This is a genomic window from Rhizobium sp. 11_C7_N12_5 (assembly GCF_051811145.1).
GTDB classification, from domain to species: Bacteria; Pseudomonadota; Alphaproteobacteria; order Rhizobiales; family Rhizobiaceae; genus Rhizobium; species Rhizobium lusitanum.
The window spans coordinates 637,604-663,440 of the sequence record NZ_JBPWPY010000003.1 but is presented as its reverse complement, the minus strand read 5'-3'; the positions used below and the strand labels follow the sequence as shown (position 1 = coordinate 663,440).

The following is a 25,837-nucleotide window of genomic DNA, read 5'->3' as shown; positions in this document are numbered from 1 at the left end:
AACAGACATAATGATGTCAAGTAAGTGCAAATGTGATCACAATAAGGGAATTGATATATGTCGTCGTACGAGGCGAGTCCGCCCGCGTTTCACGAATGGCTGGAGAAAAATGGTCCGATCGAAAGCATTCAGGCCGTCATCTGCGACTTGAACGGCATCATGCGTGGCAAAAGGCTTCCGGTTGAGCAAGCATCAAAGGTTTTGGGCGGTGGCATCCGCATGCCGCTTTCGATCGTCGGCGTCGATGTTTGGGGCGAAGACATAATCGGTAACGAGGAGGTTCGCGCGACCGGCGATCACGATGGTATCTGCGGCGTCACCGGACGCGGTGTGCTGCCAGTCAACTGGACTTCTCGGCCGAGTGCACTCGTGCCGCTGTGGCTGCAACAAGAAGACGGTAAGCCGTTCCTTGCCGACCCGCGCCAAGCACTGGCGGCAATCGTGCGGGAATATCAGAAGCTGAATCTTCGTCCAGTGGTGGCGACGGAGATGGAGTTTTACCTTATCGATCCGGAACCCGACAGCGCTGTTCCACCAATCTCGCCATATACAGGTAAGCGGCTCGATTCAGATGCAATTCTGTCAATCGATGAACTCGACGATTTTGGAGACTTCTTTTCATCAGTCTACGAGGAATGCGCCCGACAAAACGTGCCTGCGGACGCGGCAATTGCCGAGAATGGGATCGGTCAATTCGAGATCAACCTGCTGCACACTGACGACCCGCTGAAGGCGGCCGACGATGCGGTGTTCTTCAAGCGCATTGTAAAGGGTGTGGCTCGCAAACACGGGCTTGCCGCAACGTTCATGGCAAAGCCCTACGGCACGCGTTCGGGAAGCGGGATGCATGTCCATTTCAGTCTGCTCGATGAGAAAGGGAACAACATCTTCAACGACGGTACAGAGCAGGGCTCGTCGACCATGAAGCATGCTGTGGCAGGCCTGCTGCGTGGTATGGCCGAGACGACGCTCGTCTTTGCGCCGCATTTTAATTCCTATCGTCGGCTGAGGCCGGATACGCTAGCACCGACCGCAATATCGTGGGGCTATGAGAACCGTACGTCGGCGATCCGCATACCCGGGGGCAATCCAGTGGCGCGTCGTATCGAGCACCGCGTCGCTGGCGCCGATTCAAATCCCTATCTTGTCATTGCTGCGATTCTGGGCGCGGCACTCGTCGGGATTCGCAACAAGTGGCAGCCGCCCGAACCAGTTGAGGGCCACACTTACTCCATGGATAAACTCCCCAAAATCCCTGCCGAATGGGGGCAAGCGGTCGATGCCTTTGAGGCAGGATCGATTGCCGCCGAGGTCTTCGACCCGCTGCTCCGTTCCATGCTGATTGCCTGCAAACGTCAAGAGATCGCGGGCTTTGCCGAGCAGGTTACGGATTATGAATTTGGCGCCTATCTGGAAATCGTCTAATGCTTAAGAAACACAAATCCTATGCTGGCGACGGCAGCTATCCGACCAGCTACTATGCCGCCTCTCGCAACATCAGCCGCACGCCGGTTCGGCTGCAAGGCCGGATAAAGACCGACGTTTGCGTCGTCGGGGCGGGCTATTCCGGCCTGTCGACGGCAATCCATCTCGCAGAGAAGGGCTACAAGGTCGTCGTCATAGAAGGTGCTCAGGTTGGCTGGGGGGCCTCGGGCCGCAACGGTGGTCAGATTGTCAACGGCCTCAACGCCAGTCTCGCGACCATCCAGTGCCGCTACGGCGAGGACACAGCCCGTTTCATCGGCGGCCTAGTGCAGGAGGGCGGCAAAATCATACGCCGTCTCGTCAGCGAGTACCAAATCGAGTGCGACCTGAAGCCGGGCAACATCTACGCTGCTTATACGTCAGCGCATATGAAGGAGCTTGAAGCCAAGCAGGCGCTCTGGCGCAAGTACGGCATGGACGATCACCAGTTTCTTGACAGGGGGGCGCTTCGCAAGCTCGTCAACTCGGACGCCTATTGCGGCGGTATGCTCGACACAACTGGCGGTCACATGCATCCGCTCAATCTGGTGCTCGGCGAGGCGCGCGCCTTCGAGAGCATTGGTGGCACGATCTACGAAGGTTCGCCGGTTATACGCGTCGATCACGTTGCAGAGCGGCCGACTGTCTACACCGAAGGCGGCGAGGTCTCGGCTCCCATCGTCGTCCTTTGCGGAAATGCCTATCTCGGCGACGCGGTGCCGAAACTCGTGTCGCGCGTCATGCCGGTCTCCACCCAGATGATAAGCACGGCACCGCTCGGCGAACAACTTGCCAACTCGCTGATCCCAAGCGACATGTGTGTGGAAGACGTTCGCTACATCCTCGACTATTTTCGTCTTTCCGCCGACAAGCGGATGATTTTCGGTGGTGGTACCGTCTATGGCGGCACCGATCCCGCCGACGTTGTAGCGAAGCTGCGGCCCAACCTCGAAAAGGTCTTTCCACAGCTCAAAGGCGTGAAGATCGACTACGCCTGGAGCGGCAACTTCGCGCTCTCCTTCACACGCGTGCCGCAGATGGGGCGCATCGGTCCAAGCACTTACTTCGCCCATGGCTGCAGTGGCCATGGCGTCACCGGGTCGCATCTTTTCGGCCGCACGCTCGCTGAGGCGATCGACGGTGATGCGTCGCGCTTCGACATCTTCGAGAAACTGCCCTGGTATCCGTTCCCGGGCGGGCGCTTGCTTCGCGCCCAATACTCTACAATTGGTTCTTGGTGGTACTCGTTAAGGGATGCAGTCGGGTGGTAACCAGCGCTTCGCTGGAGCTGCTGGCCGCAATGGCAGGGATTGGAGGATCGAATGCTCGACAAATGGAAATTCTATATTGACGGAAAATGAGTCGAGCCCACCACGCAGAGCGAAATGCTAGAGATATCGATCTGGCGGTGGCCGCTGCCAAGAAAGCATTCCGAAGTTATAGCCAATCCAGCGTCGCGGAACGGCTGGGGCGGCATCGTAAAGTTAACGGAACTTGGAATTCGATGTGCAATTACAGGTCATGACGAACGGTGATCTGCTTTATCGCCGTCATCGCTTTCCCGCGGAAATCATCGCCCACACGGTGTGGCTTTGTTTCCGGTCCCCTCTCAACCTGCGGATGGTCGAGGATATGCTGGCTGCTCGCGGGATCATTGTCTCGCATCAGACGGTCTCATTGTGGGTGGAAAATTCGGCCCTACTTTTGCCAAGGAGATCCGCCGGCCTTCAACAGGCAAGTTTGGCGACAAGCGCCACCTCGATGAGGTAGTCATCGAGATCCGGGGCAAGAAGCACTGGCTGTGGCGCGCCGTGGATCAAGACGGCTTCGTCCTGGACGTTCTCGTGCAAAGCTGCCGCAATGCCAAAGCGGCCAAGCGCCTGCTGCGCAAGCTCCTGAAGAGCCACATCCGGGCGCCGCGTGTGATGATCACGGACAAGCTTCGATCCTACGGCGCTGCAAAGCAGGAGATCATGCTCGGTGTCAAGCATCGCTTCCACAAGGGCCTGAACAATCGGGCGGAGAATTCCCACCCACCAGTCCGGCGGTGAGAGCGGATCATGAAGCGCTTCAAATCGAAGCGGCATCTGCAACGCTTTGTCTCCATCCATGATCCAATTGCCAACCTGTTCCACATCCCGCGCCACGACATCCCCTCCAGCCATCACCGCGAACTGCGTGCCGCGGCGATGAACTTATGGACGAAAATCGCTCACGCATGAGCGATGTCTGCCGCCACCCATCATCCGCTTGCTACTCGGCTGTTAACTTTACGATGCCGCTTGTCCCTATGTCGTGCTGCGTTACGGCGATGCGGCGCTCACCTCGCAGTCAAATCCCGAATTTACCGCCGACTTCATCCGCGCGCTTGTCGCAACGCGCGGTCAGAGTTTGCCAGATGGGATCAAGAGCGGGGCGAGCAATGCCGATGATGCAGAAATCGCGCGCGCAAGGACAAGTGTGGAAATAGCTACGTTTGTGAAATCGCGTTGATTTCAACTGCCTGCTTTGACCAGCGTGCCGCGCTTCCGGTGTGGTTGGTCATCCATGATCCTATCGTAGATAAGGAGTCCCCATGCACTATCACTCCGATGCCGAACTCTTCATTGATGGCGAATGGCGCGATGCGCCGGCGGGTGAGACCCGCCACGCAAGACGCGGCAGAAAGCCCACGCATCCTGTTCAACATCCTCATTCCGAGGGAGAACCACAATCCGGCTCGATTACCGAGGCAGGCCCATTTAGGTGTTTGCTGTGGGCATGGCGGTTCACATCCTAATGTGCGGCTGCGCGGCTAACCTTATAGTGTGTCGTTTCCAAGCGTTTGCTTCAACAGGTGAATGGCGTCAAGGATATCGGCTTTGATCGCCACGCCCAGGGCTTCGGCATCCCTTCGGCGAATGGCTTCTAGCGTCATCTGGTGCTTATCGACAATGGATGTCGTTTCGCTCATTTCATAAACGCTGCGCATGAACGGACCAAACTGCATCCAAATGCTTTCCAGCAGAGCGACAATGACTTCGGACCCCCCAGCTCGGTACAATTCGAAGTGAAATTGATAGTTTTCGCGCATGTAGGCGTCTGCGTCCTTGGCTCCATAGCTTTGGTTCATGCGCGAATCGCAGGCCTCCATCACCCCAATAGTCTCGAGCGTCACATAGGGAAGCGCCAAACGTGCGCAAAGGGGTTCCAGCTGCAGCCGGGCATGCATAAGCTCTTCGAAACGTCGGCGAGTCAGCTCGGGAATGCAGACCCGGCCGTTACGACGCACCTCCAGAGCGCGCTCGCCGCCGAGCCGGGTAATCGCTTCACGGACAGGCATAAGCCCGACACCCATACTCTTGCTTAGGCCCCGTAGGCTGACGCTCGTGCCGGGAGAAAATCGGCCAGAAATAAGCTGCTCGCGAAGCGCCTGATAAACCTGTTGCTGTTGGGTCGATAGTTCTCTCATTATTTCATACGCCTTGATACCGCCGCCGCACGACCCCGCTGCGATGTGGTCAAGCCTTGCCGTTCCTCTTGGAGGCAGGAGGGCCATCTGCCGCGTAAGACGCGACGCCATAGCACAATCCAGTGCGCGACAACCAGTGCGTCGTTGCAACTGCCTTGCAAGGATTGCCAAATGACCAATCGAAACCCATCTAGTTCTGGGTGTTCAGTCCGCAATTCCGCTCACCGCCTTGGAAAGAGGTTCAAGCCAGTTGGACCTTGCGCTCCTGCAGGATGTTGCCGCCATCGACAACCAGCATCGCGCCGTTGATGTAGCTCGCTTCGCCAGAAGCAAGAAAGACGGCGGCGGCAGCGACTTCATCCGGGGTTCCAGCGCGTCCCAGAGGCGTGTACCGGGCAGCGACCTGCTCTTCCTCGGTTGATGAACCTGTCTCGATCCAGCCGGGGGCGACTGCATTCACGGTCACTCCGTAAGGGGCAACTTCGAGCGCCAGGGCATGGGTGAGCCCCACCATCCCCGCCTTTGCCACCGAATAGGCAGCCTCTCCCGGATTGGAAACCAGCGGGCCAGTCACGGAGGCGATATTCACGATACGTCCGCGCCGCCTTTCGACCATTGCCTCCAGAAAGGCGCGCGTGACAAGAAACGCGGTCTTGAGGGTGACGTCAATTCCGATGTCCCAATCGGCCTCACTCAGCGCCAGGAATTCGCGTTGCACGGCTGGCGCCGCCGTGGATCCCATGCCGGCATTGTTCACCAGAACGTCAACCGGCCCTACCAGTTTTCGCAGGCGCATGACCTCCTCGGCCTTGGTGAGATCTGCAACTTGGGCTATGACGTCAAAGCCTTGTGCCCGCAGTTCCTCAGCCCGCAGATGAATTCGTTCGCTGGCGCCGGTGATGCAAACGGCGAGACCTTTCTGTGCAAGCTTGCGGGCGATGGCAAAGCCTATGCCATGGGGCCCTCCCGCGCCGGTCACCAGAGCCGAGCGAAAGTCGCCTTCGCTCGCCGTCATATGACGTCGCCGTAATAGGCAAACTCTTCGTCTGTCACCTCGGCGGAAAAGAAGCGGTGTTCCACACGCTTCAACGCAATGAAGACCGAGGCCATGCGTTCGCCGAGAGCGTCCTTCAGGAATTCGGATTCAGCAGCCTGGTCGATCGCCTCGCGCCAGTCGCATGGCAGCAACTTTCCGGCGTCGTCGCTGTAGGTGGACGATTCTGCGTCTGGCTCGATCCGGTTATCAATCCCCTCGTACATTCCGGCAAGCACGGTCGCAGCAACCAAATAAGGGTTGGCGTCGACGCCGGCGGAACGATGTTCAAGGTGGCGGTTGGCTGGGCTGCCCGCAGGCACCCTGATGGCAACGCTCCGGTTGTTGCGCCCCCAGGTCGGCGACGTCGGTGCATAGCTGTTGCGCGAAAAGCGACGCCAGGAATTCAGATTGGGTGCAAACATCAGCATCGAATCCGCCATGGTCCGCTGCAAGCCACCGATGGCGTGGCGCAGCATCGGCGCGAGATCATCTTGCACGTCGGCGAAGAGATTGCTGCCCAACGGGTCCGCAAGACTGGCGTGAAGATGCATACCGGAGCCGGAGCGATGCGCGAAGGGCTTGGCCATGAAGTTGGCGCGCATGCCATGTCGGAGCGCGAGACCTCGAACGAGGCGCTTGAGCATCACGAGGTCGTCTGCCGCCCGCAGGCCTTGGGGCTGGTGACGCAGAGTGAGCTCATACTGGCCGGGAGCGTATTCGGAGATGATTGTTTCAACAGGCAGGTTTTGGACGGCGGCGGCGCGGTAAAGCGCATCGATAAACGGCTCGAACTGATCCAGCACGGCAACGCTGTAGACGTGGTTGCCACTTGATGCTGTTCCCGAGAGAGGCAGACGTGCTGCCTTAGGTTTTCCAAGAGCATCTTTTTCGGCGTCGAGAAGATAGAATTCCAGTTCGAAGGCTAACACTGGGAACAGATTTTTAGCCTCAAACCGCTCGATCTGGCGCACCAGAGCCTGCCGGGGATCGGCACCCATCGCAGATCCGTCCAGCTCATACAGCATGACACGAACTTCGCCGCGTTCGGGTGACGTCCAAGGCAAGGTGACAAGTGAACCGGCGATCGGCCATGCAATCCTGTCGGCGTCTCCATCGTCCCAGGTCAAACCGGTCTCATCGACATCGGCGCCGGTAACATCCAGCCCCAAAATGGAGCCGGGCAGATGCCGGCCGGAACGGAACAGTGGCAAGAGTTCATGGCGGCGGATAATCTTGCCGCGCGCAACCCCGTTCGGATCAATGAGCACGAGGTCAAAGGCTGCGATGTCTTGGTGTCGCTCCAGGAACGCTTCGGCTTCCTCGACAGGTGCCGCATTGAGTGGACGTGTTCCGGTCATTTCATACAGCCTTTGTCATACGATCGAGAACTTTCTCAAAGCTGGCGACAAGGCCAGCGACATGCTCTTCGCTGGTCGTCGGCGCCACAAGAACCATATTGTGGAAGGGGGTGACCAAATATCCCAGATTGAGGAATGCCGTATGCAACGCCTTCTGGATCACCGGATTGGCCGCGGCGCGTGCTTCACAGGCGTTCTGCAGGGGATGTGGCGCGAACACAACTTCGAGCCGGGCGCCGACGCGGCCGACGTGCCACGGTAATTCGTAGTGTTTGATGGCCGCGGAGAAGCCTCGCTCGACGGCATCAGCAAGGCGGTTCATTCTGTGGTAAGCCTCGGCTGTCATGACCTCTTCGAGGCAAGCTCTGAGGCAGGCAAGTTGCAAAGCGCTGCCCGAGAGCGTCGTGCCTATGCCTGAGTGGCCCGTGCCCGTACTCGCCGCGCGTACGGCTTCAAACCGGCTCGCCACATCGTCCGTCATGCCCCATACCGCGACGGGAATACCGCCACCGACGGGCTTTCCGACGACAAAAATATCTGGTTCGAGACCATGCACTTTCGTGTATCCGCCAAATCCGGTCGAAACCGTATGCGTTTCGTCGATCTGCAGCAGCGTCCCTGTAGAGCGAGTAAGATCCCGCAGGGCTTTATGAAACCCGGGAAGTGGGAGAATCATACCGCAATTGGTCATTACGGGCTCCGCCACGACGCAAGCGATGTCACTACCTTTCAACGCTGCTTCGAGAGCGGGAACATCGTTGAAAGGAATACAGACAGTCGTTTCGGCGAGATTCACCGTCTGGCCAAGTAGGCCATTGCGAGGGACCGTCTGCCCGTCGACGAGGTCCACCAGCGCTTCGTCGGCCGCGCCATGATAGCAACCATCGAATACCAGGATCTTTTTCCTGCCAGTCACCGCACGCGCCACCCGAAAGGCAAAGCGGTTGGCGTCACTTGCTGTCGTCGTGACCTGCCACATTGACATGCCGAATGTGCTGCGCAAAAGGCGGCCAACGGCATCCAAGTCTCTGGAGGGCAACATAGTCGTAAGACCCAGGGCGCCAGCGCCTGCCAGCACGTTCAAAATCGGCTGCGGTCCGTGCCCGAACATCGCACCGCTGTCTCCCAGGCAGAAATCAATCGCGCGATTGCCATCAATGTCCCAAACTTCGCTCCCGGCAGCCTTGGATATCACAATTGGAAACGGCATTGGCCAGTCCCGCATCCAGTACTGCGGGACTTGGTTGAAAAATCCCGACGATGCCGCGGCGAAAATCTCTTTGCTACGCGACCGCTGGCTCGCGAAGATCGACGTTTCTTCGGCAAGAATTCGCCTCGCAGCGGTGAGAAGGGAAGCGGAGTCTAGTGGTCCGCTAGGTAAGATGCTCGGCACTTGTGAGAACCTTTCGAAGTGATCATTGTGATCACATCTAGAAGCGATGGCGCTATCGTGTCAATGAGACATTCACGAAGGTGCAAATTATCGCGTTATGATACGTACTTTTCTTGGTGAAGCGTTTGGTGGTGAGAAAATCTCCTTTTATTATTGTGATCACGTTGTACCTATGCAGCCTTGTCGGAAATGGTAGGTAAAGAAAATTTGCGAGAAGCCAAAAACCCCTTGACGGCCTTCAAACTCGGTGTTTGGATAAGTGGATACAAAAATCCAGCGAGCGACAATGGCGATTTCATCTGCATCCACCACACATGTCGCCTCAACGGCCGAGGAGGAGGCTTATGCGTATCTCCAGCAGGCCCTGCGCTTCGGCCGCTACAAGCCGGGGGACCGCCTGATCCCCGAAGAGATCGCTACCGAAATCGGAATGAGCCGCATGCCGGTTCGTGAAGCCTTTCGACGCCTGGCTGCCGATGGTCTCGTGACGCTGCGGCCCAATCGGGGCTGTGTGGTGGCGGGACTCACGCTCGACGAGCTCAACGAGACTTTCGAAATCCGCTCTGTACTTGAGGGTCTTGCAGTCCGCATCGTCATGCCGCGTCTGACGCTGGAGAGCTTCGAGGATCTGGACCGGCTCCTCCTGCGCATGGAACGCGCGGGCGAGGCCGGAAGCAGCGACTGGGTGCTGCGCCACCAGGAGTTTCACGCCTATCTCTATGGGATGAGTGGGCGACCGAAGCTCATCCGCCAGATTGCCGCGCTTCACGTTGCCATCGAGCCCTACATGCGTATCTGGTTCGATTATATCGACAAGCCGCTTTCGGCGCGCGAGGAGCATCAGAATCTCATCGATGCGCTGAAGTCGGGCGATAGCGCCAAGGCCGAAAGGGTTATGCAGGAACACGTTCTCTTCACGGCGCCGCTGCTTGCCGATTTCGCAAGTCCCAGCCGGCGCTGATTGCCGGTTGGTCAAATTGTCCGAAGCCGGAGGGACATCCGGCAAGGACGGGGAACGCCGCTAATGCGGCATAACAAAAAGGGAAAAGCCATGACATTTCGTCGTATGGCCGCAATTGCGGCTGCCTTCATGACAATCATATCCGCGCCGCTTTCAATGGCGGCGGATGCGCCGAAAGCCATTACTATTGCCACCGAAGGTGCCTATGCGCCGTGGAACTTTACCACCGCCGACGGTAAGCTCGACGGGCTTGAGATCGACCTCGCCAACGATCTCTGCGCTCGCATGAAGATCAAGTGTACCATCATCGCGCAGAACTGGGACGGCCTCATCCCCTCGCTGACGGTGGGCAAGTTCGACGTGATCATGGCAAGCATGTTCATCACGCCGAAGCGCCTGGAAACCATTGACTTCACCCAGCCCTATGCGGTGGACCCTTCGGGCTTTGCAATCGCCAAGGACAGCGACCTCGGCAAGCTTGGCATCTCCAAAGAGAAGTTCAAGCTGGAGGACGAGGCCGCCGCAATGGCAGCGATTGAGAAGCTGAAGCCGTTGCTCAAGGGCAAGGTCGTCGGCGTGCAGTCTGGCACGACTAACCTCGAATTCCTGAAGAAGTATTTCGGCGATACCGTCCAGATTCGCGAATACAAGACGACGGAACAGCACGATCTCGATTTGGCTGCCGGCCGCGTCGATGCTATTTTTGCTCAGCAGACGGCGCTCGCCGCCACGCTCGCCAAGCCGGAATTTGCCGACTACACGATCGCCGGTCCCGGCTTTGTCGGCGGCATCTTCGGCCTTGGAACCGGGGCAGGGCTGCGCAAGGAAGACAAGGCGCTGAAGGACATGTTCAATACGGCTATCGATGCCGCGATTGCCGACGGCACGACCAAGCGCATCTCCGAAAAGTGGGTCCATACCGACGTCACGCCGGTGAAGTGAGCCGCGCGGGATCGGGTGGCCGAGGTCATTCGATCCCACCCATCTTTCACAAAGCGATCTCGCGGCGCCTCCGTCGTGCCCAGCCGAGTTACAGGTTTTGAGCCCTCATGTTCGATAAATTCAATCTGCTCGGTCTTGGAACCGGAGGCTGGGGTGCGGCGCTGCTTGAGGCCGCCGCCATCACCCTGCTCCTTTCCGCGGCAGGTTTTGCGCTCGGGATCGTCTTCGGTGGGATGGCAGCAGCCGGCCGGCTCTCCACCATGCGCTTTCCGCGGGGCATCGCGTCTGCCTACGGGATCGTGTTCCGCGGCGTGCCGGATCTCCTGACCATCTATCTCTTCTACTATGGCGGCAGCGTCGCGCTGACGGCGTTCGGCCGTCTCTTCGGCGCGAAGGGCTTCACTGGCCTGCCGGCGCTTGCCACCGGGATCGTGACGATCGGCTTCATTTCGGGTGCCTATCAGGCTGAGGTCTATCGAGGCGCGTATCTCGCGGTCGAGCGCGGCCAGTTCGACGCCGCCAAGGCGCTTGCGCTGACGCGCATCCAGATGCTCCGCCTCGTGATCTTGCCGCAACTGCTGCGCCACGCAATTCCCGGTCTTGGTAACGTCTGGCAGCTTGTCCTAAAGGATTCGGCTCTGATTTCCGTCATCGGACTTGTCGAACTGATGCGCCAGTCGCAGATCGGCGCGGGCTCGACCCGCGAGCCTTTCTTGTTCTATTGCGCTGCCGCGGCGCTTTATTTCGCCATTGCCGGCCTCACGGGCCTTATCTTCGGACGGGCTGAGGTCAACGCCTCGCGCGGGGTTATCCATTGATGATCGATCCCGGCTTCTTATTCGAAATCATCCCCACCCTCCTTTCCGGCCTGCCGCTGACGCTGGAACTGGCCGGCTCCTCGGTCCTCCTCGGCTTCGTCCTCGCTCTTCTTCTCGCGCTGGCTCAGCAGGGTAAATGGCCGGTCGTGGTCTGGCCGATCCGGACATTCGTCGCAATCTTTCGCGGTACACCGCTCCTGGTGCAAATATTCCTCATTTATTACGGGCTCGGCCAATTCCGCCCGACCCTGCAATCGGTCGGGCTCTGGTCATTGTTCCGCGAGCCCTATTGGTGCGCAATCCTGGCGCTGACGCTGAACACCGCGGCCTATGGCAGCGAGATCCTACGTGGTGCTATCCGCAATGTCCCGCGTGGGCTTTCGGAAGCGGCCTCGGCGTTGGGTCTGTCGCGCATGTTGGCTTTGCGGCTGGTGATACTGCCGCTGGCGCTGCGCCAAGCGCTGCCTGCCTACAGTAACGAGATTATTCTGATGGTGAAGGGCACCTCGCTTGCCTCCATCATCACGCTGACGGAAGTGACCGGCATAGCGCAGGAACTGATTTCCCAGACTTATCGCGCCATGGAGGTGTTCATCGCCGCCGGCGCAATCTACCTCGCCCTCAACTTCCTCATCGTGTGGGCGCTTTCGCTGCTCGAGGCAAGGCTTTCGCATTACCGCGTGCGCGCCTGAACCACCCGCCATGACCGCATACTACGGAGACTTAAAGGCAATGCGCAATTTCGAGAAGCCGACGCGATCGGTGGCTGTGTCCGCCCGGGCAATGGCTGCGACATCGCACCCGTCCGCCACGCTGACGGCGATCAACATCCTACAGGCGGGCGGCAACGCCATGGACGCTGCCATTGCCGCCTGCGCCGTCCAATGCGTTGTCGAGCCAGGATCGACCGGCATTGGCGGCGACTGCTTTGCGCTTTACGCGCCGAGGGGCGGAGCCGACGTCATTGCCTATAATGGTTCGGGCCGTACACCGGCAGCCCTGACGGTGGACTGGTTCGAGGAGCGCGGCCTGACCGAAGTACCACGCCAGTCGCCTTCCTCCGTGACCGTCCCCGGGGCCATCGACGCATGGACGCGGCTTCACGCGGATCATGGCCGTCTTCCCTTTGCCAAGGTTCTCGCGCCCGCCATCACCTTTGCCGAGACCGGCTATGCCATTTCGCCGCGTGTGCATCATGACTGGGTGAAGGAAGAGCGGCTGCTTGCTGCGGACGAGGCAGCAGCGCGCATCTTCCTGCCGCAGGGCCGCGCGCCGCGCGTCGGCGAGATACATCGCCAGCCGGAGTTGGCCGCGACCTTCGACAGGATCGCCACCGAAGGTCGCGACGGCTTTTATCGCGGACCGGTTGCCGAAGACATAGTCGAGCGCCTGCGCGCGCTCGGGGGGCTTCATACGCTCGAAGACTTCGCCGCCGCCAGGGGCGAGTACGTGACGCCGGTCACCACGACGTTCCGGGATTACACGATCCATGAATGCCCGCCTAACGGGCAAGGCATCATCGCGCTGATGATCCTCAACATCCTGTCACATTTCGAGGCTGCGGGCGCGCCGGACGCGATCGACCGCATTCATATCGAAATTGAGGCGACGCGGCTTGCCTATGCTGCGCGCGATGCCTGGCTGGCGGACCCCGCCAAGTCCGATGTACCGGTCGAGGAGATGCTGTCCGACGAGTTCGCCGGCCGGCTCGCCAGTATGATCGACCTGACGCAGGCGATTGCTGATCTGCCGCCGTTCGAACTGCCGCGCCATCGCGACACGGTCTATATTTCCGTGGTCGATTCAGAGCGGAATTCGGTGAGTTTCATCAACTCGATCTTCGACAGTTTTGGCACGGGCATCGTTGCACCGAAATCGGGGGTCATCCTGCACAACCGTGGCCAGAGTTTCTCGTTGAAGCGCGGACACCTCAACATGATGGCGCCGGAAAAGCGTCCGCTGCACACGATTATCCCGGGCATGGTGACGCGCAACGGTCGGACTGAAATATCATTCGGCGTCATGGGCGGGTACTACCAGGCCATGGGTCACGCGCATCTGATTTCCAAGGTGCTCGACTATGGCATGGACATGCAGGACGCCATCGACCTGCCACGCCTAGTGCCGGCAAGCGGGCTCGCGCCGAAAATCGAGGTGGAGCAGACCGTTCCGGCCGCGACCATTGCAGAACTTCAGGCGCGCGGCTTCGAGATCGTACCGACTGAGGACCCCATCGGTGGCGCGCAGGTGATCCGCATCGACTGGGAAAATGGCACGCTGACGGGCGGGTCGGAATCACGCAAGGACGGGGTTGCACTTGGCCTTTGAAGAGAGACGGGTGCCCTCAGGGGACGCCCTGCGGCAATGAATGCGCACCTTCGAAACAAGACCAAATAATGTGATCAAATCCTGAATATCGTCGATCCCAACGACACTTCATATATCCGCAGGAGTTCCAGATGAAAAAGTTCGGCCAGTTCTACATTGACGGCGCCTGGGTCGATCCGATCGACCCGCAGGGATTGCTCGAGGTCATCGACCCTTCCATCGAAGAGGCCTTTGCGACGATTGCGCTGGCGGGCGGGGGCGATGTCGATCGCGCCGTTGCAGCTGCCTCGCGAGCCTTCGAGGGCTTCTATCTGACGAGCCCATTAGAGCGTCTGGACCTGCTGAAATCGGTTCTGTCCGTGTATCGGAAGCGTTCGCAAGATCTCGCCTGGGCAATTTCCCATGAAATGGGTGCTCCGAAAAAAATGGCGCTCGAAAATCAGGTCAGCAGCGGCGCCGCGCATATACGTACCATGATTGACGTCATGAAGGACTACCGGTTCGAGCGCATGGTCGGCAAGACGATGGTGGCCAAGGAAGCGGTCGGCGTCGTCGCGATGATCACGCCGTGGAATTGGCCGCTCAACCAGATCACCTGCAAGGTCGCGCCCGCGCTCGGCGCCGGCTGCACCATGGTATTGAAACCGTCCGAGGTCGCCCCGGTCAGCGGGCTGGTCTTCGCAGAAATCATGCACGAGGCAGGCGCTCCCGCCGGCGTTTTCAACCTCCTCAACGGCGACGGCCCGACGGCGGGTGAGGCGCTGGCCGCGCATCCCGATGTTCACATGATCTCGATAACGGGATCGAACCGCGCCGGTATCGCCGTCGCGAAGGCCGCTGCCGCGACCGTCAAGCGTGTGCACCAGGAGCTAGGCGGCAAATCCGCCAACGTCATCCTCGAGGACGCCGACTTCGTGATGGCCGTACGCCAGGGTACGCTCGACTGCTTCGACAATTCGGGCCAGTCCTGCAACGCACCGACCCGCATGCTGGTGCCGGAAGGACGCATGCAGTCGGCAGCAGCCATTGCTGCAGAAGCGGCCGGTTCGCTGGTCGTCGGTCCGGCGGAGCGTGAAGGCGTCGATCTCGGCCCCGTCGTGAGCCAGGCGCAGTATGATAAGATTCAGGGCATGATTGCCGCAGGCATCGCTGAAGGCGCGACGCTGGTTGCTGGCGGCGAAGGCCGCCCGGACGACCTCAATCGCGGATATTTTGTACGCCCGACCGTCTTTGCCGATGTCAAGCCCGGCATGCGTATCGAGCGCGAGGAGATCTTTGGGCCGGTGCTCTCGCTCATCGGCTACAAGGACGAGGACGACGCGATCCGCATTGCCAACGACAGCATCTACGGTCTTGCGGCCTATGTATCCTCGTCGGACAGGGACCGTGCCAGACGCGTCGCCCGCAGGCTGCGCGCCGGCAATGTCCACATCAACTCTCCCGCCTGGGACACCTACGCCCCGTTCGGCGGCATGAAACAATCCGGAAACGGACGCGAATACGGGGAATTTGGTCTTGACGACTTCCTGGAGATCAAGGGCATCAACGGATATGCCGAATGAAATGGCGGGACGCGTTCGGTCAGGCGTTTTCGAAGATCAGGTCCAGAAGGCCCCTGATCTCCGGAAGAATCCGCGCCAGATGCGTCTCCAGCGTCATCGTTTCGTCCTTCAGGCAGGCCTGATAATGGCTGAGCCAGTGGTTGTAGATGATGGAGGCGAGGGCATCGGCGTCAAAACGGCCGCCGCGCCGCGTCCTGCAGGCATGTGCGACCAGCATCTCATTGATCGTTCTGATCAGTGTCGCGTCGATCTGGCTGTAGCGTTGCACGAATTCGGACTGAGGGTAGCGGATCGCGGTCGATTCCGCGTAGAGCCAGACGGATTTGCTGAAAATTTCCAGGGAGCGCTTGGTCAGGTCGCTCAGAAGTTCGCACAGATCGTCCGCGAGGCTGTCGGATTGGCGCTGGATGTGCGTGCGATAATGGTCGATTGCTTTCTGGTGCCCCTGGAAGATGATCGCCAGCAGCAATTCATCGCGGCTGCCGAAATAGTTGAAGACCGTGGGCGTCGAAACGCCGGCCGCCGCGGCGATCATCGCCATCGAGCATTCCTCGATGCCAAGGCGTTCAAAAAGAGTGCGCGCGCTTTCCATGATTGCATCCCTGCGCTGCTGCTTTTGCCGCTCGCGCAGGCCTGCCGTCGCTTTCTGAACCAATGTCTCGCTGCCTCCCCAATAAAATATTTTACGTCGTAAAACATTTTATTGACACAAATTGTTGACGCCATAAAGTAGGTGGCGTCCACTAATTAAAATACAAGCGTGGGAACAACACAAATTTCGCGGGCCATTCCGGTCTGCGGAATACAGCAGATAACTCCGTACAGGAACGCTAACGAGAAGCTCGTTCAGGCCGATTGTCCTCTGCGAAGTCAATGTATTCAATTTGGACTGATGTCGACTGCGGAGATATTCTTCGCGGCTTTGGATTTCTGCATCATTTTCGCTCTGACCCCAACATGGAAACTTGAAACTGGGAGACTGAACCGATGGATTTTCGGCCGAGTTCAAACTGGGTGGCTCTTAAAATATGAGCAGTATTACGCCTTTAAGGGCCGCCAAGGGCGGTGCTGTCTCGATCCTCAGTGTTCTGAAGGATTTCGGCAATTTCCGCGCCGTCGACGACGTGTCCATAGAGATCCGTCCGAACGAGTTCTTCACCCTTCTGGGGCCTTCCGGCTGCGGCAAGACCACACTGCTTCGAATGCTCGCTGGCTTTGAAGCGCCGAGCGACGGCAAGATCCTGCTGGACGGCACAGACATTTCGATGCTGCCGCCGAACAAACGCCCGATCAACACGGTGTTCCAGAACTACGCGCTCTTCCCGCACATGACGGTCGCCGAAAACATCGGTTTTGGCCTCAAAATGCTCGGCAAGAGTGCCGCCGAAATATCGTCGTCAGTCGAGGAAATGCTTCGTCTGGTCCGGTTGGAGAATGCCGGCAATCGCTCCGTCACTCAGCTTTCCGGCGGCCAACAGCAGCGCATTGCGCTGGCCCGCGCGCTCGCCCCGAAACCGAAGCTTTTGCTTCTCGACGAGCCGCTTTCGGCCCTTGACCTGAAGCTTCGCAAATCCATGCAGATCGAGTTGAAGCGCCTGCAGCAGGAAACCGAGATAACCTTCATCTTCGTTACCCACGACCAAGAGGAAGCCCTGACCATGTCTGATCGCATCGCAGTCCTGAATGGCGGCAAGGTCCTGCAGATCGGCTCGGCGCCTGATATCTACGAACATCCCGCCGACCGCTTTGTCGCCGGCTTCATCGGGGAGACGAACTTCCTCGAGGGCGACCTGATGTCGAGCGCCGACGGCGTCGGCACGGTGGCGCTGCGTTGCGGTCCAGTCGTCGAGGCGTTGACCGCCAAGTCGGTAGCCAGTTCGGGGGCCGTCACCATCGTCGTGCGCCCTGAGCATCTGGAACTGGTCGCGCCCGGCTCGCCGCAGGCGGTGGACGCGACCGTCGAACAAATCGTCTATTTCGGCACGGACACGCATGTCCACGCCCGCCTGAGCGACGGTACGGCGCTGACCATTCGGCAGCAGAACCGCCCTGGCCCGAAAGAAGGCATTGCCGTCGGCCGGACGATCGGGGTAACCATTCCGCCCCGCGTCGCCCAGATCCTGAAGGACTGAGGCCATGTCGGAGATCGCCACCGCTCAGGACGAACAGGACGCCAGGCGTCATCTGCTGCTCTCGTCACCGGCCATCGTCATCATGATCCTTCTGGGCTTCATCCCCCTGATGATCGTGGTCGCATACTCCTTCATGGCGCCTGGCGACTACGGCGGCGTCGTGCCAAAATTCTCTTTCGAGGCCTACGTCTCTCTGATTTTCCAGCGCGACATGTTCGATGACACCCTTACGTTCTCGTCGTCCTATCTAGAGATCTACATTCGCACCGCCGTCTTTGGCGTGGCGACGACGATCTTCTGCGTGCTGATCGGCTTCCCAACCGCCTATTTCATGGCGACGCGCCCAGCGAAACAGCGCAATCTCTGGGTTTTACTGCTGACGATCCCCTTCTGGTCGAACCTCTTGGTGCGCACGATCGCGGTCATGTTCATTATCCGCGACGAGGGGCTCATCAATACGGTGCTGATGCATCTCGGCCTCATCGATCGCCCGATCACGCTGCTCTACACGAACTTCGCCATCCTGCTCGGCCTGGTCTACAGCTTCCTGCCCTTCATGGTGCTGCCGATTTATGCCTCGCTGGAAAAGTTCGATTTTCGCCTCGTCGAGGCGGGCTTCGATCTCTATGCGAGCCGTTTCAAGGTGCTGACACAGATCATCATACCGCTGGCCAAGCCCGGCATCGTTACCGGCAGCATCCTCGTCTTCGTGCCCGCCTTCGGGGCCTATGTCACGCCGCTTCTGCTCGGTGGCGGCAGCCACCTGATGATCGGCGACCTGATCGCGCTCCAATTCGGCTCGTCGCGCAACTGGCCGCTGGGCTCGGCCTTCTCGATCGTGCTCATGGTCTTCGTTTTGCTTGCGCTTCTCTTTCAGATCCGTCGCTCGGGACAGGTGAAACATGGCTAGCTTCGCGTCCACAGGAAAGATCGACATCAAGCGCCAAACGGGGTTCGGCTTCATCGCTGTCACCTGCCTGGTCAGCCTTTATCTGCCGATCCTCGTTGTCCTCATCTTCTCATTCAACAATGCCATGAGCATCGGCGCGTCCTGGCAGGGCTTCTCCATGCGCTGGTACGTGGCGCTGATGCGGAACGAGGGGTTCTTCAACTCAGCCATCCTGTCGGTGGCGATCGCCATTGCGGCAACGATCATGTCGACGATCATTGGCACGATGGCGGCGCTGGCTACCACGCGGGTCAAGCGCTGGCGGGGGCAGTCTGCTACCATTCTGGCAATCACCTCGCCGCTGATCGTCCCAGAAATCGTCAGCGCCGTGTCGCTGCTCGCCTTCTTCTCCTTCATCGCGCAGACCTTCGGCATCAGCTATGGCATTCTGAAGATCGTTCTGGCGCACACGTCCTTCTGCATCCCCTTCGTATACCTGCCGATTAAGGCGCGGCTCGAGGGCATGGACGTGACGCTGGAAAATGCGGCGGCTGATCTCTACGCTGATCGCTGGAAAACGTTTCGTTATGTCACGCTGCCGCTGCTGTTGCCGGGCATTTCTTCTGGCGCAGCGCTCGCCTTCATCGTCTCCTTCGACGATTTCACGATCACGCAGCTGATTGCCGGTCCCGGTGAGACAACGCTGCCACTCTTTATCTGGTCTCGCATCCGCAACATCGTGACGCCCGAACTCAACGCCATGTGCACGGCGCTGCTCGTCGTCTCCATCGCTTTCATTGTTCTCTCTTTCCTCCTGACAAAGATGAAGCAGAACCAAAACTAAAAACCAACCAGAAGGGTACAACAGAAATGAAGAAATTGTCATCTCTTGCCATCGCGGGTCTTCTGCTCACAACCAGCACGTCTTTCGCCGCCGGCGAACTTCACATCTATAACTTCGGCAACTACACCAGCGCCGACCTGATCAAGAAGTTCGAGAAGCAGTTTGACGTAAAGGTTACGCTCGACACCTATGACACCAACGAATCGATGATGGCGAAGGTCAAGGCTGGCGGCTCCGGCTACGACATCGTCATACCGTCCGACTACGCCGTCGACATCATGAAGAAGGAAGGACTTCTTGAGGCTACCGAGCCCGACAAGATGGAAAACTTCAAGAACATTAAGCCGGAAATTGTGAACCTCTATTACGACGAAGGCCGCCACTACACCGTTCCGTGGCAGATCGGCGTCACTAGCCTGCAAGCCGACACTGCTGTTTACAAGGGCGATCTCGACACCTGGGGCGTTCTCTTCAATCCGCCGGCTGAGCTGAAAGGCCGTATCAACGTCCTCGACGACATGATAAGCGTCATCCACGCGGCTGAGCACTACAAGGGCTTCAAGCTTTGCACCTCCGACAAGTCTGAGCTAAAGCAGATCAACGAACTTCTGCTCGCCGCCAAGCCTTCCTGGCGCACGTTCAGCTACGATGCCCCGACGCTGTTGCAGTCCAAGGATGTCGATGCCTCGATGATCTGGGACGGTGCCGCCTATCGTGCCCGCGCAAGCCGGCCGACGCTGCAATTCGGCTTCCCCAAGGAAGGTGTCGAGGGCTTCGTCGACAACGTTGCCGTGCTGAAGGGCGCAACGAACCTGGAAAACGCCAAGCTCTTCCAGAATTTCGTCATGGACCCGGAAAACGCCGCGATGATTTCCAACTTCGCGACCTATAGTAACGGCATCGTCGGCTCAGAGAAGTTCCTCGATAAGGATCTGGGCAACGCGCTGGAACTCCAGCGCCCGGCAAATTTCAAGGTCTCTTTCTCGCCGCCCTGCAGCCCCGAAGTCATCGAGCTCTACAACAAGATCTGGACCAACCTGCGCAAGTAGCGCTGGGTCTGGAGCCATTCCGCCATCAAAGGACATCAGCGCGCCGGCCAGACCGGCGCGCTACATAACAAATTTACCTAAAAGGGAAGAACGCTATGGGTCAGTCTGCGAACATCGTCATCAGGAACGGCAAGGTCATCACCATGGACGATGCCGCGCCGCGCGCTCAAGCCGTCGCCATTATCGGCAACCGGATCGTCAAGGTCGGCTCGGATGCCGAAGCCATGGAGCTTGCAGGCCCATTCACGCACGTGATCGATGCGGGCGGCGGGACGATCGTGCCCGGTTTCAACGAATCTCACATGCATATTTTTGGCGGCTCCCTCAGCCTCATCCAACTGCCGCTGATGGGCGTTCGCGGCGAAGCGGCGCTCACAAACGCCATTGCGGCCTATGCTGCGCAAAACCCGGACCTGCCGCTTCTCGTCGGCAACGGCGCCGACTATCTCATCTTCGGCGATACGCCATCCGATCGCCGCAAGCTCGATGCGATCATGCCCGACCGGCCGCTGCTGCTCATCTCCCCCGACTATCATACGGCCTGGGCCAACACCGCTGCACTCAAGGCCGCCGGTATTCTCGAAGGTGCGAAACTGAGCATCGGCAATGAGATCGTCATGGGAGCGGACGGCCTTGCCGCCGGCGAACTGCGCGAGAGCGAAGCCATGGGACCCGTGCTGGAGCTCGGATCGACCGGCGGGCGCGAACGCTTCGGCATCGCCACCGGCGGCAACCCGGATTTGGTCACCGACGCTCAACGCGCCAGCGATATTGCCCTCCTCAAGAAGGGGCTCGCCTATTGCGCCTCGCTCGGCATCACCTCGTTTCAGAACATGGATGGCAACCTCTACCAGCTTGAGCTTCTCGACGAGATCGAGAAGACGGACGGCCTGCCGGTCCGTGTTCGCATGCCATACCACATGAAGAATTTCATGCCGCTCAGCGTCATCGAGGAAAAGGCCGTCGTCTGGCGCGAGCGCTACAATACGGACCGTTTGCGCTGTGACTTCGTCAAGATGTTCGCTGACGGCGTGATAGAGTCCGGAACGGCCGTCATGGTCGGCGGCTACGGCGACCGCCCCGACGAAAACGGCGATCTGCTGTTCCCGGTCGAACAGTTCAATGCGGTCGCCGTCGAGGCCGATCGCCTTGGCTTCCAGATGGCTGTTCACGCCATCGGCAGCGGCGCAGTCCGTGAGGTGCTGGACGGCTATGAGCATGCGCGCACGCTCAATGGTGCACGCGACAACCGCCACCGCATCGAACATATCGAGACCATCGAGCCGGATGACGTGCCGCGTCTGTCGGCGCTCGGTGTCGTCGGCTCGATGCAGCCGACCCATCCGCCGGGAACGGGCGACCTGCCGCTGCAGCCTTATCTCGGTCGTATCGGCGAAAAGCGCTGGCCGCTCGCCTTCGCATGGCGAACCATAAAGGATTCCGGCGTCACCCTCGTCCTTGGCACCGACTGGCCGGTCACGCCCATCGACCCGCTCGCCTGCATCCAAGGCGCGCTGATGCGCAGGCCATGGCGCGACGACCTGAAGGATCAGCGGCTTTCGCTGACGGAGCTACTGGAGGGCTATACAAAGAACTGCGCCTGGGTGGAGTTCATGGAGGACCGAAAAGGTGTGCTGAAGCCCGGCTATCTCGCCGACGTCGTCGTGCTGTCCGGTGATATCGAGGCGACCGCCCCAGAGGAGGTCTCCCGCCTCAAGGCCGCTTTGACGATCTGTGACGGTCGGGTCACGCACACCTCTCTCTGAAGCGCGTCAGAGCTACCGCTCCGCGCGAGCGCGCAGCATAGCGTTCAGTTTGGAGAATGCGTTTTCGATGAGATTGAAGTCGGGACTATAGGGCGGCAGGAAACCGCCTAGGTGTTCCAAAATTCGCATTACCACTGACAAGCTATCCAAGCGATCTGAAATCGCATGTCTATTTCACATCGCTCCCAAAATCGGCTGAGGTTTGCCGTTTGATTCTCATCAAGACCATGGGGTTGAAAGCAGCTCTAACCAGACCACCGCTTGGCCTTCTCGCCGGTCGGCACACGCTCATAAGTAAACTCCGAAACAGACGAATATAAGTTCCGGATTGGACGAGGTTGAAATCCGAACTGGACGCGTGTAGCTTCCGAGCCGAACGCGCCGGCTATCCTAGAATTTTGTAGCGCTCAGGAGGAAGAACAAATTGAAAGCGGAAAGCCCCTTTGACCTGCTTTATCCGAGAGGCGTGGCCGAGAGAATTAGGATTGCCTTGGAAGATACGCCAGTTGTACTCGTGAACGGACCACGTCAATGTGGCAAGACGACGTTGGCTCGAACCTTGCTTCAGACAGATCGTCCGTATTTTACGCTAGATGACGAAACGACCTTACTGTCAGCAAAGGCCGACCCAGTCGGCTTCATTCGTCAGATTGATACCGGCATCTTAGACGAAGTGCAGCGCGCGCCGGAGCTGCTACGTGCCATAAAACAATCCGTCGACAACGATCGGCGACCTGGCCGATTTTTGTTAACGGGCTCAGCAAACATTCTCGCACTTCCGACGATTTCCGACAGTTTGGCTGGGCGGATGGAGGTCGTCACCTTGTTGCCTCTAGCTCAATCCGAAATTCGACGTAACCGGTCGAACTTCCTTGATTCTGCCTTTGCTGGAGAGGCTATAGTTCCCCACAGCCCAATAGTCGGGAACGCCTTGATTGAGCAGGTGCTTATTGGCGGATATCCTGAGATGGTGGGCCGGGGCGATCCCCGCCGCCGATCCGCATGGGCTAGGGAGTACATCCGCGCCATCGTTGAACGAGATGTGCGCGACATTGCCGACGTCGAACGCCTGGACCAGATGCCGCAGCTTCTTCGGGCACTTGCGCATCATTCAGGACAGTTGCTCAATTTCACCCAATTGGCCGGCCAAGTCGGTATCGATGACAAGACCGCTCGCCGTTATATCGGGCTATTTGAACAGTTGTTTCTAGTTCGTCGCATAGAGCCCTGGTTTCGAAATCCGTTGAAGCGCCTTGTTAAGACTCCAAAGCTCCTGTTTCTCGACAGCGGCCTTTTGGCTGCGCTTATCGGACTGACAATGGATCGAATTTCACGGGACCGTTCACTATTCGGCTCATTGCTGGAGACGTTTGTCGCCGACGAAATCCTCCGGCTTGCGACCTGGAGCGACATCCAATCAACCTACCATCACTATCGGGATAAGGATCAGGACGAAGTCGATATCGTTCTCGAAGATGAAGCTGGCAATATGGTGGGACTTGAAGTCAAGGCTGCGGCAACGGTGACCGCCTCAGATTTCAAAGGCTTACGCAAACTAGCCGTAGCCACAGGCCGTGCCTTCAAGGCGGGCTGGGTTCTGTACGACGGCGACAAGATTCTGCCGTTTGGTGACAATCTTGCGGCGATACCGCTATCTTGTCTCTGGGGCCACTGAGACAAGCAGCGGGAATTAAGGTTCGGATCCCATCAAGACCTCCGTGTACTACCTCAGATCGAGTACCAAGATTCATCCACATATAGTATGCAAAAGTCGCAAGCGTCGCCTTTGATTCACCATCCGAATTCGTGCTGTTACAGCATGGACTGGCACGCGAATAACCGCTATTTCCTCGGCCTGTGGCGATGTTGAGTATCGCTGAATCATCCCGTGATACCCGAGGCGTCTTCCGGTGAAAAAAGTCCAACGCAGTTTCGTCGTCGAATATAAATCCGGTCGGCAGAAACCCGACCCGAAGTCGAACTCGATCTGGGGCAAGATCGATCTAAAGTCCGTTGCCCGCGATGTCGAGGACGACGCGGTGTCATTTTTGCCGGGTGGGCCAACAGATGGTAGTTCCGCCAGCGGAGTGTCTGTATCGAAAGCTGAGCCAGCGGAACCATTGTTGACACCGCCGACTGGGCATCACACAACACCAACAGTGACCGAGGAGACGATCATGGCCGACGAAATCGATACGATGACCACGACTGATGCGTCGGCCGTTGCGGAAACGCCAATCGCGACGAAAAAGCAGCGCCAACCGCGCGCAAAAAAGGTGAGTCCTCAAGTCGCCTCGGTCGATGATGCGGTGGAACCAGCCGGTACTTCTGCGGGCACGCCCGAGAAACAGAAGCGTGGACGCAAGGCCAAGTCGATCGAAGGTGCCGGAACCGCAAAGCAGGCACCTGTGAAACGCGCTCCCAAGGCCGTACCGGTGGCTCTCGCAGCACCGACGGCACCTGCGTTGCCGACAGCTACCGCAGAAGCGAGTGACGAGATGGCCGATCTGCTGCAGTTGGAAGAAGAGAACCAGAGGCTGCGCAAGCTGTTGGCCGAAAAGCTCCGTGCTGAAAACGCCGATCTGCGCAAGCGCCTCGAGCTCGATTAAGAAGCAACCGGCGGCCCATCGCCGGCCGCATTTGCATGCAACGAGCCAAATAGTCCGGTGGGCGGTCACGGCCGCCGCCAAACCATCAACTCGCAGCCTGCATGCGGGATTAACCGCGAGGTCGAATTAATGGCGTCTCCCTGGAAATTCCTTGCCAGACTTGTGTCGCCGCGGCGCCAGCCAAATCAGGACAACAGCGCGATCGAAGGCGTCAAGCCAAACGTTTTGGCGATAGCGGGTCCGACCGAAACCACAGTCGAGGAGAGCCGGCATAGCGCCGATCACCTGGCAAGAGAACAACTACGGCCGATCGATCGATCTGATGCGGTTGCCATCGCGCCTGAACCATCCGATGAAACCCGCAACGATTCTGCAGGCGTGTTGGAAAACGATAGCGCCAAGCTGGAGCCAGCTTCTGGCACAGTTTTGCCGGATGTCGGCGTGATCGTTGAGGAGGTCGAAGGCACCGCCGAAGCCACGCGCCGCGAGCGGAGAACTCATGCCACAAAGGTTGAAGCGGCCGCGGTCGTGTTACAGGTCTCTCCAGTCGCTGCCTCTGTTTCCGACGAAATGGTCAGCCTGGATGAAGAGATCGCCATGCTCCGGACCCAGTTGGCGGGCAAGCTCCGACTGCAAAACGCTCAGTTGAACAGGATGCTGGCACGTTTCGAGCGCTGATCTCTTGCAATGTCGATGTCTGCGGAGAATGCCAAGCGGAAATCAACAGACAGGTTCAAATGGATTGCTGCGGCCTATCTCTTTAGTCATATCTCCTCGTCGGACGGGACAACCGCGTTTATGGACTGGGTAACCTCTGATGAAAAATAGGTCGTTTTGGGTATGGATCTCTACACTCGCCGTACCCGTTGTTTCGCTGATCGCAGTTCAGATCGATACGAATTCTGGAGCATCTATCGGCGGTGGTGGCTACGATCTTGGTCCGTTCCTATATTCCTGGCTGCTGATCATAGTCACAGGCGGTTGGTCGCTTTGCACTTTTTCGGCGGCGTTAATTCATCGCGACCGAGCAGCTTCGATGCGGGCCGTCGGCCTGACTGTTATTGGGTTTGTCACATTCGTCACTGTCCTGCTTCTCTACCGACAGAACCTTTCCTAGAATAATCGGGGATCCGGGCAGAGTTCATCCTGTGTTCGGCGAAGCTCGAGATTCATTAGAATGGGAGCCGGCGCAGTTTCTGGTCGATGTTCGCTTGAAAGCTCTTTGTTCAAAACCT

Annotated in this window: 22 protein-coding genes and 2 pseudogenes; 18 read left to right on the top strand and 6 right to left on the bottom strand. The window is 58.7% G+C overall.

Annotated elements, in window-relative coordinates:
• Positions 1 to 57 precede the first annotated feature (57 nt).
• From AB8B29_RS32530 to AB8B29_RS32520, 3 genes and pseudogenes are all read left to right on the top strand, one after another.
• Positions 58 to 1,425: a glutamine synthetase family protein gene (locus tag AB8B29_RS32530; RefSeq protein ID WP_092575592.1), complete on the top strand. Its 1,368-nt coding sequence runs from the start codon at positions 58 to 60 to the stop codon at positions 1,423 to 1,425.
• Positions 1,425 to 2,735, top strand: a complete 1,311-nt coding sequence (locus AB8B29_RS32525) for an NAD(P)/FAD-dependent oxidoreductase (protein ID WP_037197828.1) — start codon at positions 1,425 to 1,427, stop codon at positions 2,733 to 2,735. The genes AB8B29_RS32530 and AB8B29_RS32525 overlap by 1 nt, the downstream gene beginning before the upstream one ends.
• 250 nt (positions 2,736 to 2,985) lie before the next feature.
• Positions 2,986 to 3,686 (top strand): annotated as a pseudogene (locus tag AB8B29_RS32520) (IS6 family transposase).
• Between the two features lie 578 nt (positions 3,687 to 4,264).
• On the opposite strand, the gene AB8B29_RS32515 reads toward AB8B29_RS32520, so the two are convergent.
• The 4 genes from AB8B29_RS32515 to AB8B29_RS32500 all read right to left on the bottom strand — a co-directional run bounded on the left by AB8B29_RS32515 (position 4,265) and on the right by AB8B29_RS32500 (position 8,702).
• On the bottom strand, positions 4,265 to 5,026 hold the full coding sequence (locus tag AB8B29_RS32515; protein ID WP_051963658.1) for a GntR family transcriptional regulator: 762 nt from the start codon (positions 5,024 to 5,026) through the stop codon (positions 4,265 to 4,267).
• 130 nt (positions 5,027 to 5,156) lie between these two features.
• Positions 5,157 to 5,930: an SDR family NAD(P)-dependent oxidoreductase gene (locus AB8B29_RS32510; RefSeq protein WP_037197827.1), complete on the bottom strand. Its 774-nt coding sequence runs from the start codon at positions 5,928 to 5,930 to the stop codon at positions 5,157 to 5,159.
• Positions 5,927 to 7,309 carry a glutamine synthetase family protein gene (locus AB8B29_RS32505; protein WP_037197826.1) on the bottom strand — a complete coding sequence of 461 codons (1,383 nt, stop codon included), beginning with the start codon at positions 7,307 to 7,309 and terminating at the stop codon, positions 5,927 to 5,929. Before AB8B29_RS32505 ends, AB8B29_RS32510 begins: the two co-directional genes overlap by 4 nt.
• 1 nt (position 7,310) lies before the next feature.
• Positions 7,311 to 8,702, bottom strand: a complete 1,392-nt coding sequence (locus AB8B29_RS32500; protein WP_197072769.1) for a transaminase — start codon at positions 8,700 to 8,702, stop codon at positions 7,311 to 7,313.
• A gap of 286 nt (positions 8,703 to 8,988) precedes the next feature.
• Between AB8B29_RS32500 and AB8B29_RS32495 the strand changes: the two genes are divergently transcribed.
• From AB8B29_RS32495 to AB8B29_RS32470, 6 genes are all read left to right on the top strand, one after another.
• Complete coding sequence (locus tag AB8B29_RS32495; protein ID WP_037197825.1) at positions 8,989 to 9,663, top strand: GntR family transcriptional regulator; 675 nt, start codon at positions 8,989 to 8,991, stop codon at positions 9,661 to 9,663.
• Positions 9,664 to 9,753: 90 nt separating this feature from the next.
• Positions 9,754 to 10,605, top strand: a complete 852-nt coding sequence (locus AB8B29_RS32490; RefSeq protein ID WP_037197824.1) for a lysine/arginine/ornithine ABC transporter substrate-binding protein — start codon at positions 9,754 to 9,756, stop codon at positions 10,603 to 10,605.
• A gap of 107 nt (positions 10,606 to 10,712) precedes the next feature.
• Positions 10,713 to 11,423 (top strand): ABC transporter permease, encoded by a 711-nt coding sequence (locus AB8B29_RS32485; protein ID WP_037197822.1) that lies wholly within the window; start codon positions 10,713 to 10,715, stop codon positions 11,421 to 11,423.
• The gene (locus tag AB8B29_RS32480) at positions 11,423 to 12,115 is read left to right on the top strand and encodes an ABC transporter permease (protein WP_037197820.1); all 693 of its coding nucleotides are present in this window, start codon (positions 11,423 to 11,425) and stop codon (positions 12,113 to 12,115) included. Before AB8B29_RS32485 ends, AB8B29_RS32480 begins: the two co-directional genes overlap by 1 nt.
• A gap of 40 nt (positions 12,116 to 12,155) precedes the next feature.
• Positions 12,156 to 13,751, top strand: a complete 1,596-nt coding sequence (gene ggt / locus AB8B29_RS32475) for a gamma-glutamyltransferase (RefSeq protein WP_037197818.1) — start codon at positions 12,156 to 12,158, stop codon at positions 13,749 to 13,751.
• 131 nt (positions 13,752 to 13,882) lie between these two features.
• Positions 13,883 to 15,313 carry an aldehyde dehydrogenase family protein gene (locus AB8B29_RS32470; protein WP_037197817.1) on the top strand — a complete coding sequence of 477 codons (1,431 nt, stop codon included), beginning with the start codon at positions 13,883 to 13,885 and terminating at the stop codon, positions 15,311 to 15,313.
• 19 nt (positions 15,314 to 15,332) lie between these two features.
• Here the strand turns inward: AB8B29_RS32470 and AB8B29_RS32465 are convergent, their stop codons facing one another.
• A complete protein-coding gene (locus AB8B29_RS32465; protein WP_051963656.1) occupies positions 15,333 to 15,968 on the bottom strand; it encodes a TetR/AcrR family transcriptional regulator in 636 nt (211 codons plus the stop codon).
• A 373-nt stretch (positions 15,969 to 16,341) separates the two neighbouring features.
• On the opposite strand from AB8B29_RS32465, the gene AB8B29_RS32460 reads away from it, so the two are divergent.
• From AB8B29_RS32460 to AB8B29_RS32440, 5 genes are all read left to right on the top strand, one after another.
• Positions 16,342 to 17,445 (top strand): ABC transporter ATP-binding protein, encoded by a 1,104-nt coding sequence (locus AB8B29_RS32460; protein WP_051963654.1) that lies wholly within the window; start codon positions 16,342 to 16,344, stop codon positions 17,443 to 17,445.
• Positions 17,446 to 17,449: 4 nt separating this feature from the next.
• Positions 17,450 to 18,355 carry an ABC transporter permease gene (locus AB8B29_RS32455; RefSeq protein WP_037197815.1) on the top strand — a complete coding sequence of 302 codons (906 nt, stop codon included), beginning with the start codon at positions 17,450 to 17,452 and terminating at the stop codon, positions 18,353 to 18,355.
• Positions 18,348 to 19,178: an ABC transporter permease gene (locus AB8B29_RS32450; protein WP_037197814.1), complete on the top strand. Its 831-nt coding sequence runs from the start codon at positions 18,348 to 18,350 to the stop codon at positions 19,176 to 19,178. Before AB8B29_RS32455 ends, AB8B29_RS32450 begins: the two co-directional genes overlap by 8 nt.
• A gap of 26 nt (positions 19,179 to 19,204) precedes the next feature.
• Positions 19,205 to 20,227, top strand: coding sequence for an extracellular solute-binding protein (locus AB8B29_RS32445; RefSeq protein ID WP_037197813.1), 1,023 nt, complete (start codon positions 19,205 to 19,207; stop codon positions 20,225 to 20,227).
• Between the two features lie 95 nt (positions 20,228 to 20,322).
• Complete coding sequence (locus AB8B29_RS32440; RefSeq protein ID WP_037197812.1) at positions 20,323 to 21,993, top strand: amidohydrolase; 1,671 nt, start codon at positions 20,323 to 20,325, stop codon at positions 21,991 to 21,993.
• A 15-nt stretch (positions 21,994 to 22,008) separates the two neighbouring features.
• Here AB8B29_RS32440 and AB8B29_RS32435 read toward each other — a convergent pair.
• Positions 22,009 to 22,095: pseudogene (locus AB8B29_RS32435) on the bottom strand (transposase); the annotation flags it as partial.
• A gap of 322 nt (positions 22,096 to 22,417) precedes the next feature.
• Between AB8B29_RS32435 and AB8B29_RS32430 the strand changes: the two are divergent.
• From AB8B29_RS32430 to AB8B29_RS32415, 4 genes are all read left to right on the top strand, one after another.
• The gene (locus AB8B29_RS32430) at positions 22,418 to 23,668 is read left to right on the top strand and encodes an ATP-binding protein (RefSeq protein ID WP_092575601.1); all 1,251 of its coding nucleotides are present in this window, start codon (positions 22,418 to 22,420) and stop codon (positions 23,666 to 23,668) included.
• Positions 23,669 to 23,903: 235 nt separating this feature from the next.
• Complete coding sequence (locus tag AB8B29_RS32425; RefSeq protein ID WP_037197811.1) at positions 23,904 to 24,602, top strand: transcriptional regulator; 699 nt, start codon at positions 23,904 to 23,906, stop codon at positions 24,600 to 24,602.
• A 57-nt stretch (positions 24,603 to 24,659) separates the two neighbouring features.
• On the top strand, positions 24,660 to 25,280 hold the full coding sequence (locus AB8B29_RS32420) for a hypothetical protein (protein WP_141694120.1): 621 nt from the start codon (positions 24,660 to 24,662) through the stop codon (positions 25,278 to 25,280).
• A gap of 139 nt (positions 25,281 to 25,419) precedes the next feature.
• Positions 25,420 to 25,719: a hypothetical protein gene (locus AB8B29_RS32415; RefSeq protein ID WP_081938750.1), complete on the top strand. Its 300-nt coding sequence runs from the start codon at positions 25,420 to 25,422 to the stop codon at positions 25,717 to 25,719.
• Positions 25,720 to 25,837: the final 118 nt, after the last annotated feature.

Bases quoted from the DNA above. Each gene is read 5' to 3' on its own strand.
- AB8B29_RS32415 (WP_081938750.1), top strand. From the start codon at position 25,420: ATGAAAAATAGGTCGTTTTGGGTATGGATCTCTACACTCGCCGTACCC.
- AB8B29_RS32510 (WP_037197827.1), bottom strand. From the start codon at position 5,930: ATGACGGCGAGCGAAGGCGACTTTCGCTCGGCTCTGGTGACCGGCGCG.
- AB8B29_RS32455 (WP_037197815.1), top strand. From the start codon at position 17,450: ATGTCGGAGATCGCCACCGCTCAGGACGAACAGGACGCCAGGCGTCAT.
- AB8B29_RS32450 (WP_037197814.1), top strand. From the start codon at position 18,348: ATGGCTAGCTTCGCGTCCACAGGAAAGATCGACATCAAGCGCCAAACG.
- AB8B29_RS32485 (WP_037197822.1), top strand. From the start codon at position 10,713: ATGTTCGATAAATTCAATCTGCTCGGTCTTGGAACCGGAGGCTGGGGT.
- AB8B29_RS32505 (WP_037197826.1), bottom strand. From the start codon at position 7,309: ATGACCGGAACACGTCCACTCAATGCGGCACCTGTCGAGGAAGCCGAA.
- AB8B29_RS32490 (WP_037197824.1), top strand. From the start codon at position 9,754: ATGACATTTCGTCGTATGGCCGCAATTGCGGCTGCCTTCATGACAATC.
- AB8B29_RS32445 (WP_037197813.1), top strand. From the start codon at position 19,205: ATGAAGAAATTGTCATCTCTTGCCATCGCGGGTCTTCTGCTCACAACC.
- AB8B29_RS32480 (WP_037197820.1), top strand. From the start codon at position 11,423: ATGATCGATCCCGGCTTCTTATTCGAAATCATCCCCACCCTCCTTTCC.
- AB8B29_RS32460 (WP_051963654.1), top strand. From the start codon at position 16,342: ATGAGCAGTATTACGCCTTTAAGGGCCGCCAAGGGCGGTGCTGTCTCG.
- AB8B29_RS32530 (WP_092575592.1), top strand. From the start codon at position 58: ATGTCGTCGTACGAGGCGAGTCCGCCCGCGTTTCACGAATGGCTGGAG.
- AB8B29_RS32495 (WP_037197825.1), top strand. From the start codon at position 8,989: ATGGCGATTTCATCTGCATCCACCACACATGTCGCCTCAACGGCCGAG.
- AB8B29_RS32470 (WP_037197817.1), top strand. From the start codon at position 13,883: ATGAAAAAGTTCGGCCAGTTCTACATTGACGGCGCCTGGGTCGATCCG.
- ggt (WP_037197818.1), top strand. From the start codon at position 12,156: ATGCGCAATTTCGAGAAGCCGACGCGATCGGTGGCTGTGTCCGCCCGG.
- AB8B29_RS32525 (WP_037197828.1), top strand. From the start codon at position 1,425: ATGCTTAAGAAACACAAATCCTATGCTGGCGACGGCAGCTATCCGACC.
- AB8B29_RS32515 (WP_051963658.1), bottom strand. From the start codon at position 5,026: ATGGCGTCGCGTCTTACGCGGCAGATGGCCCTCCTGCCTCCAAGAGGA.
- AB8B29_RS32440 (WP_037197812.1), top strand. From the start codon at position 20,323: ATGGGTCAGTCTGCGAACATCGTCATCAGGAACGGCAAGGTCATCACC.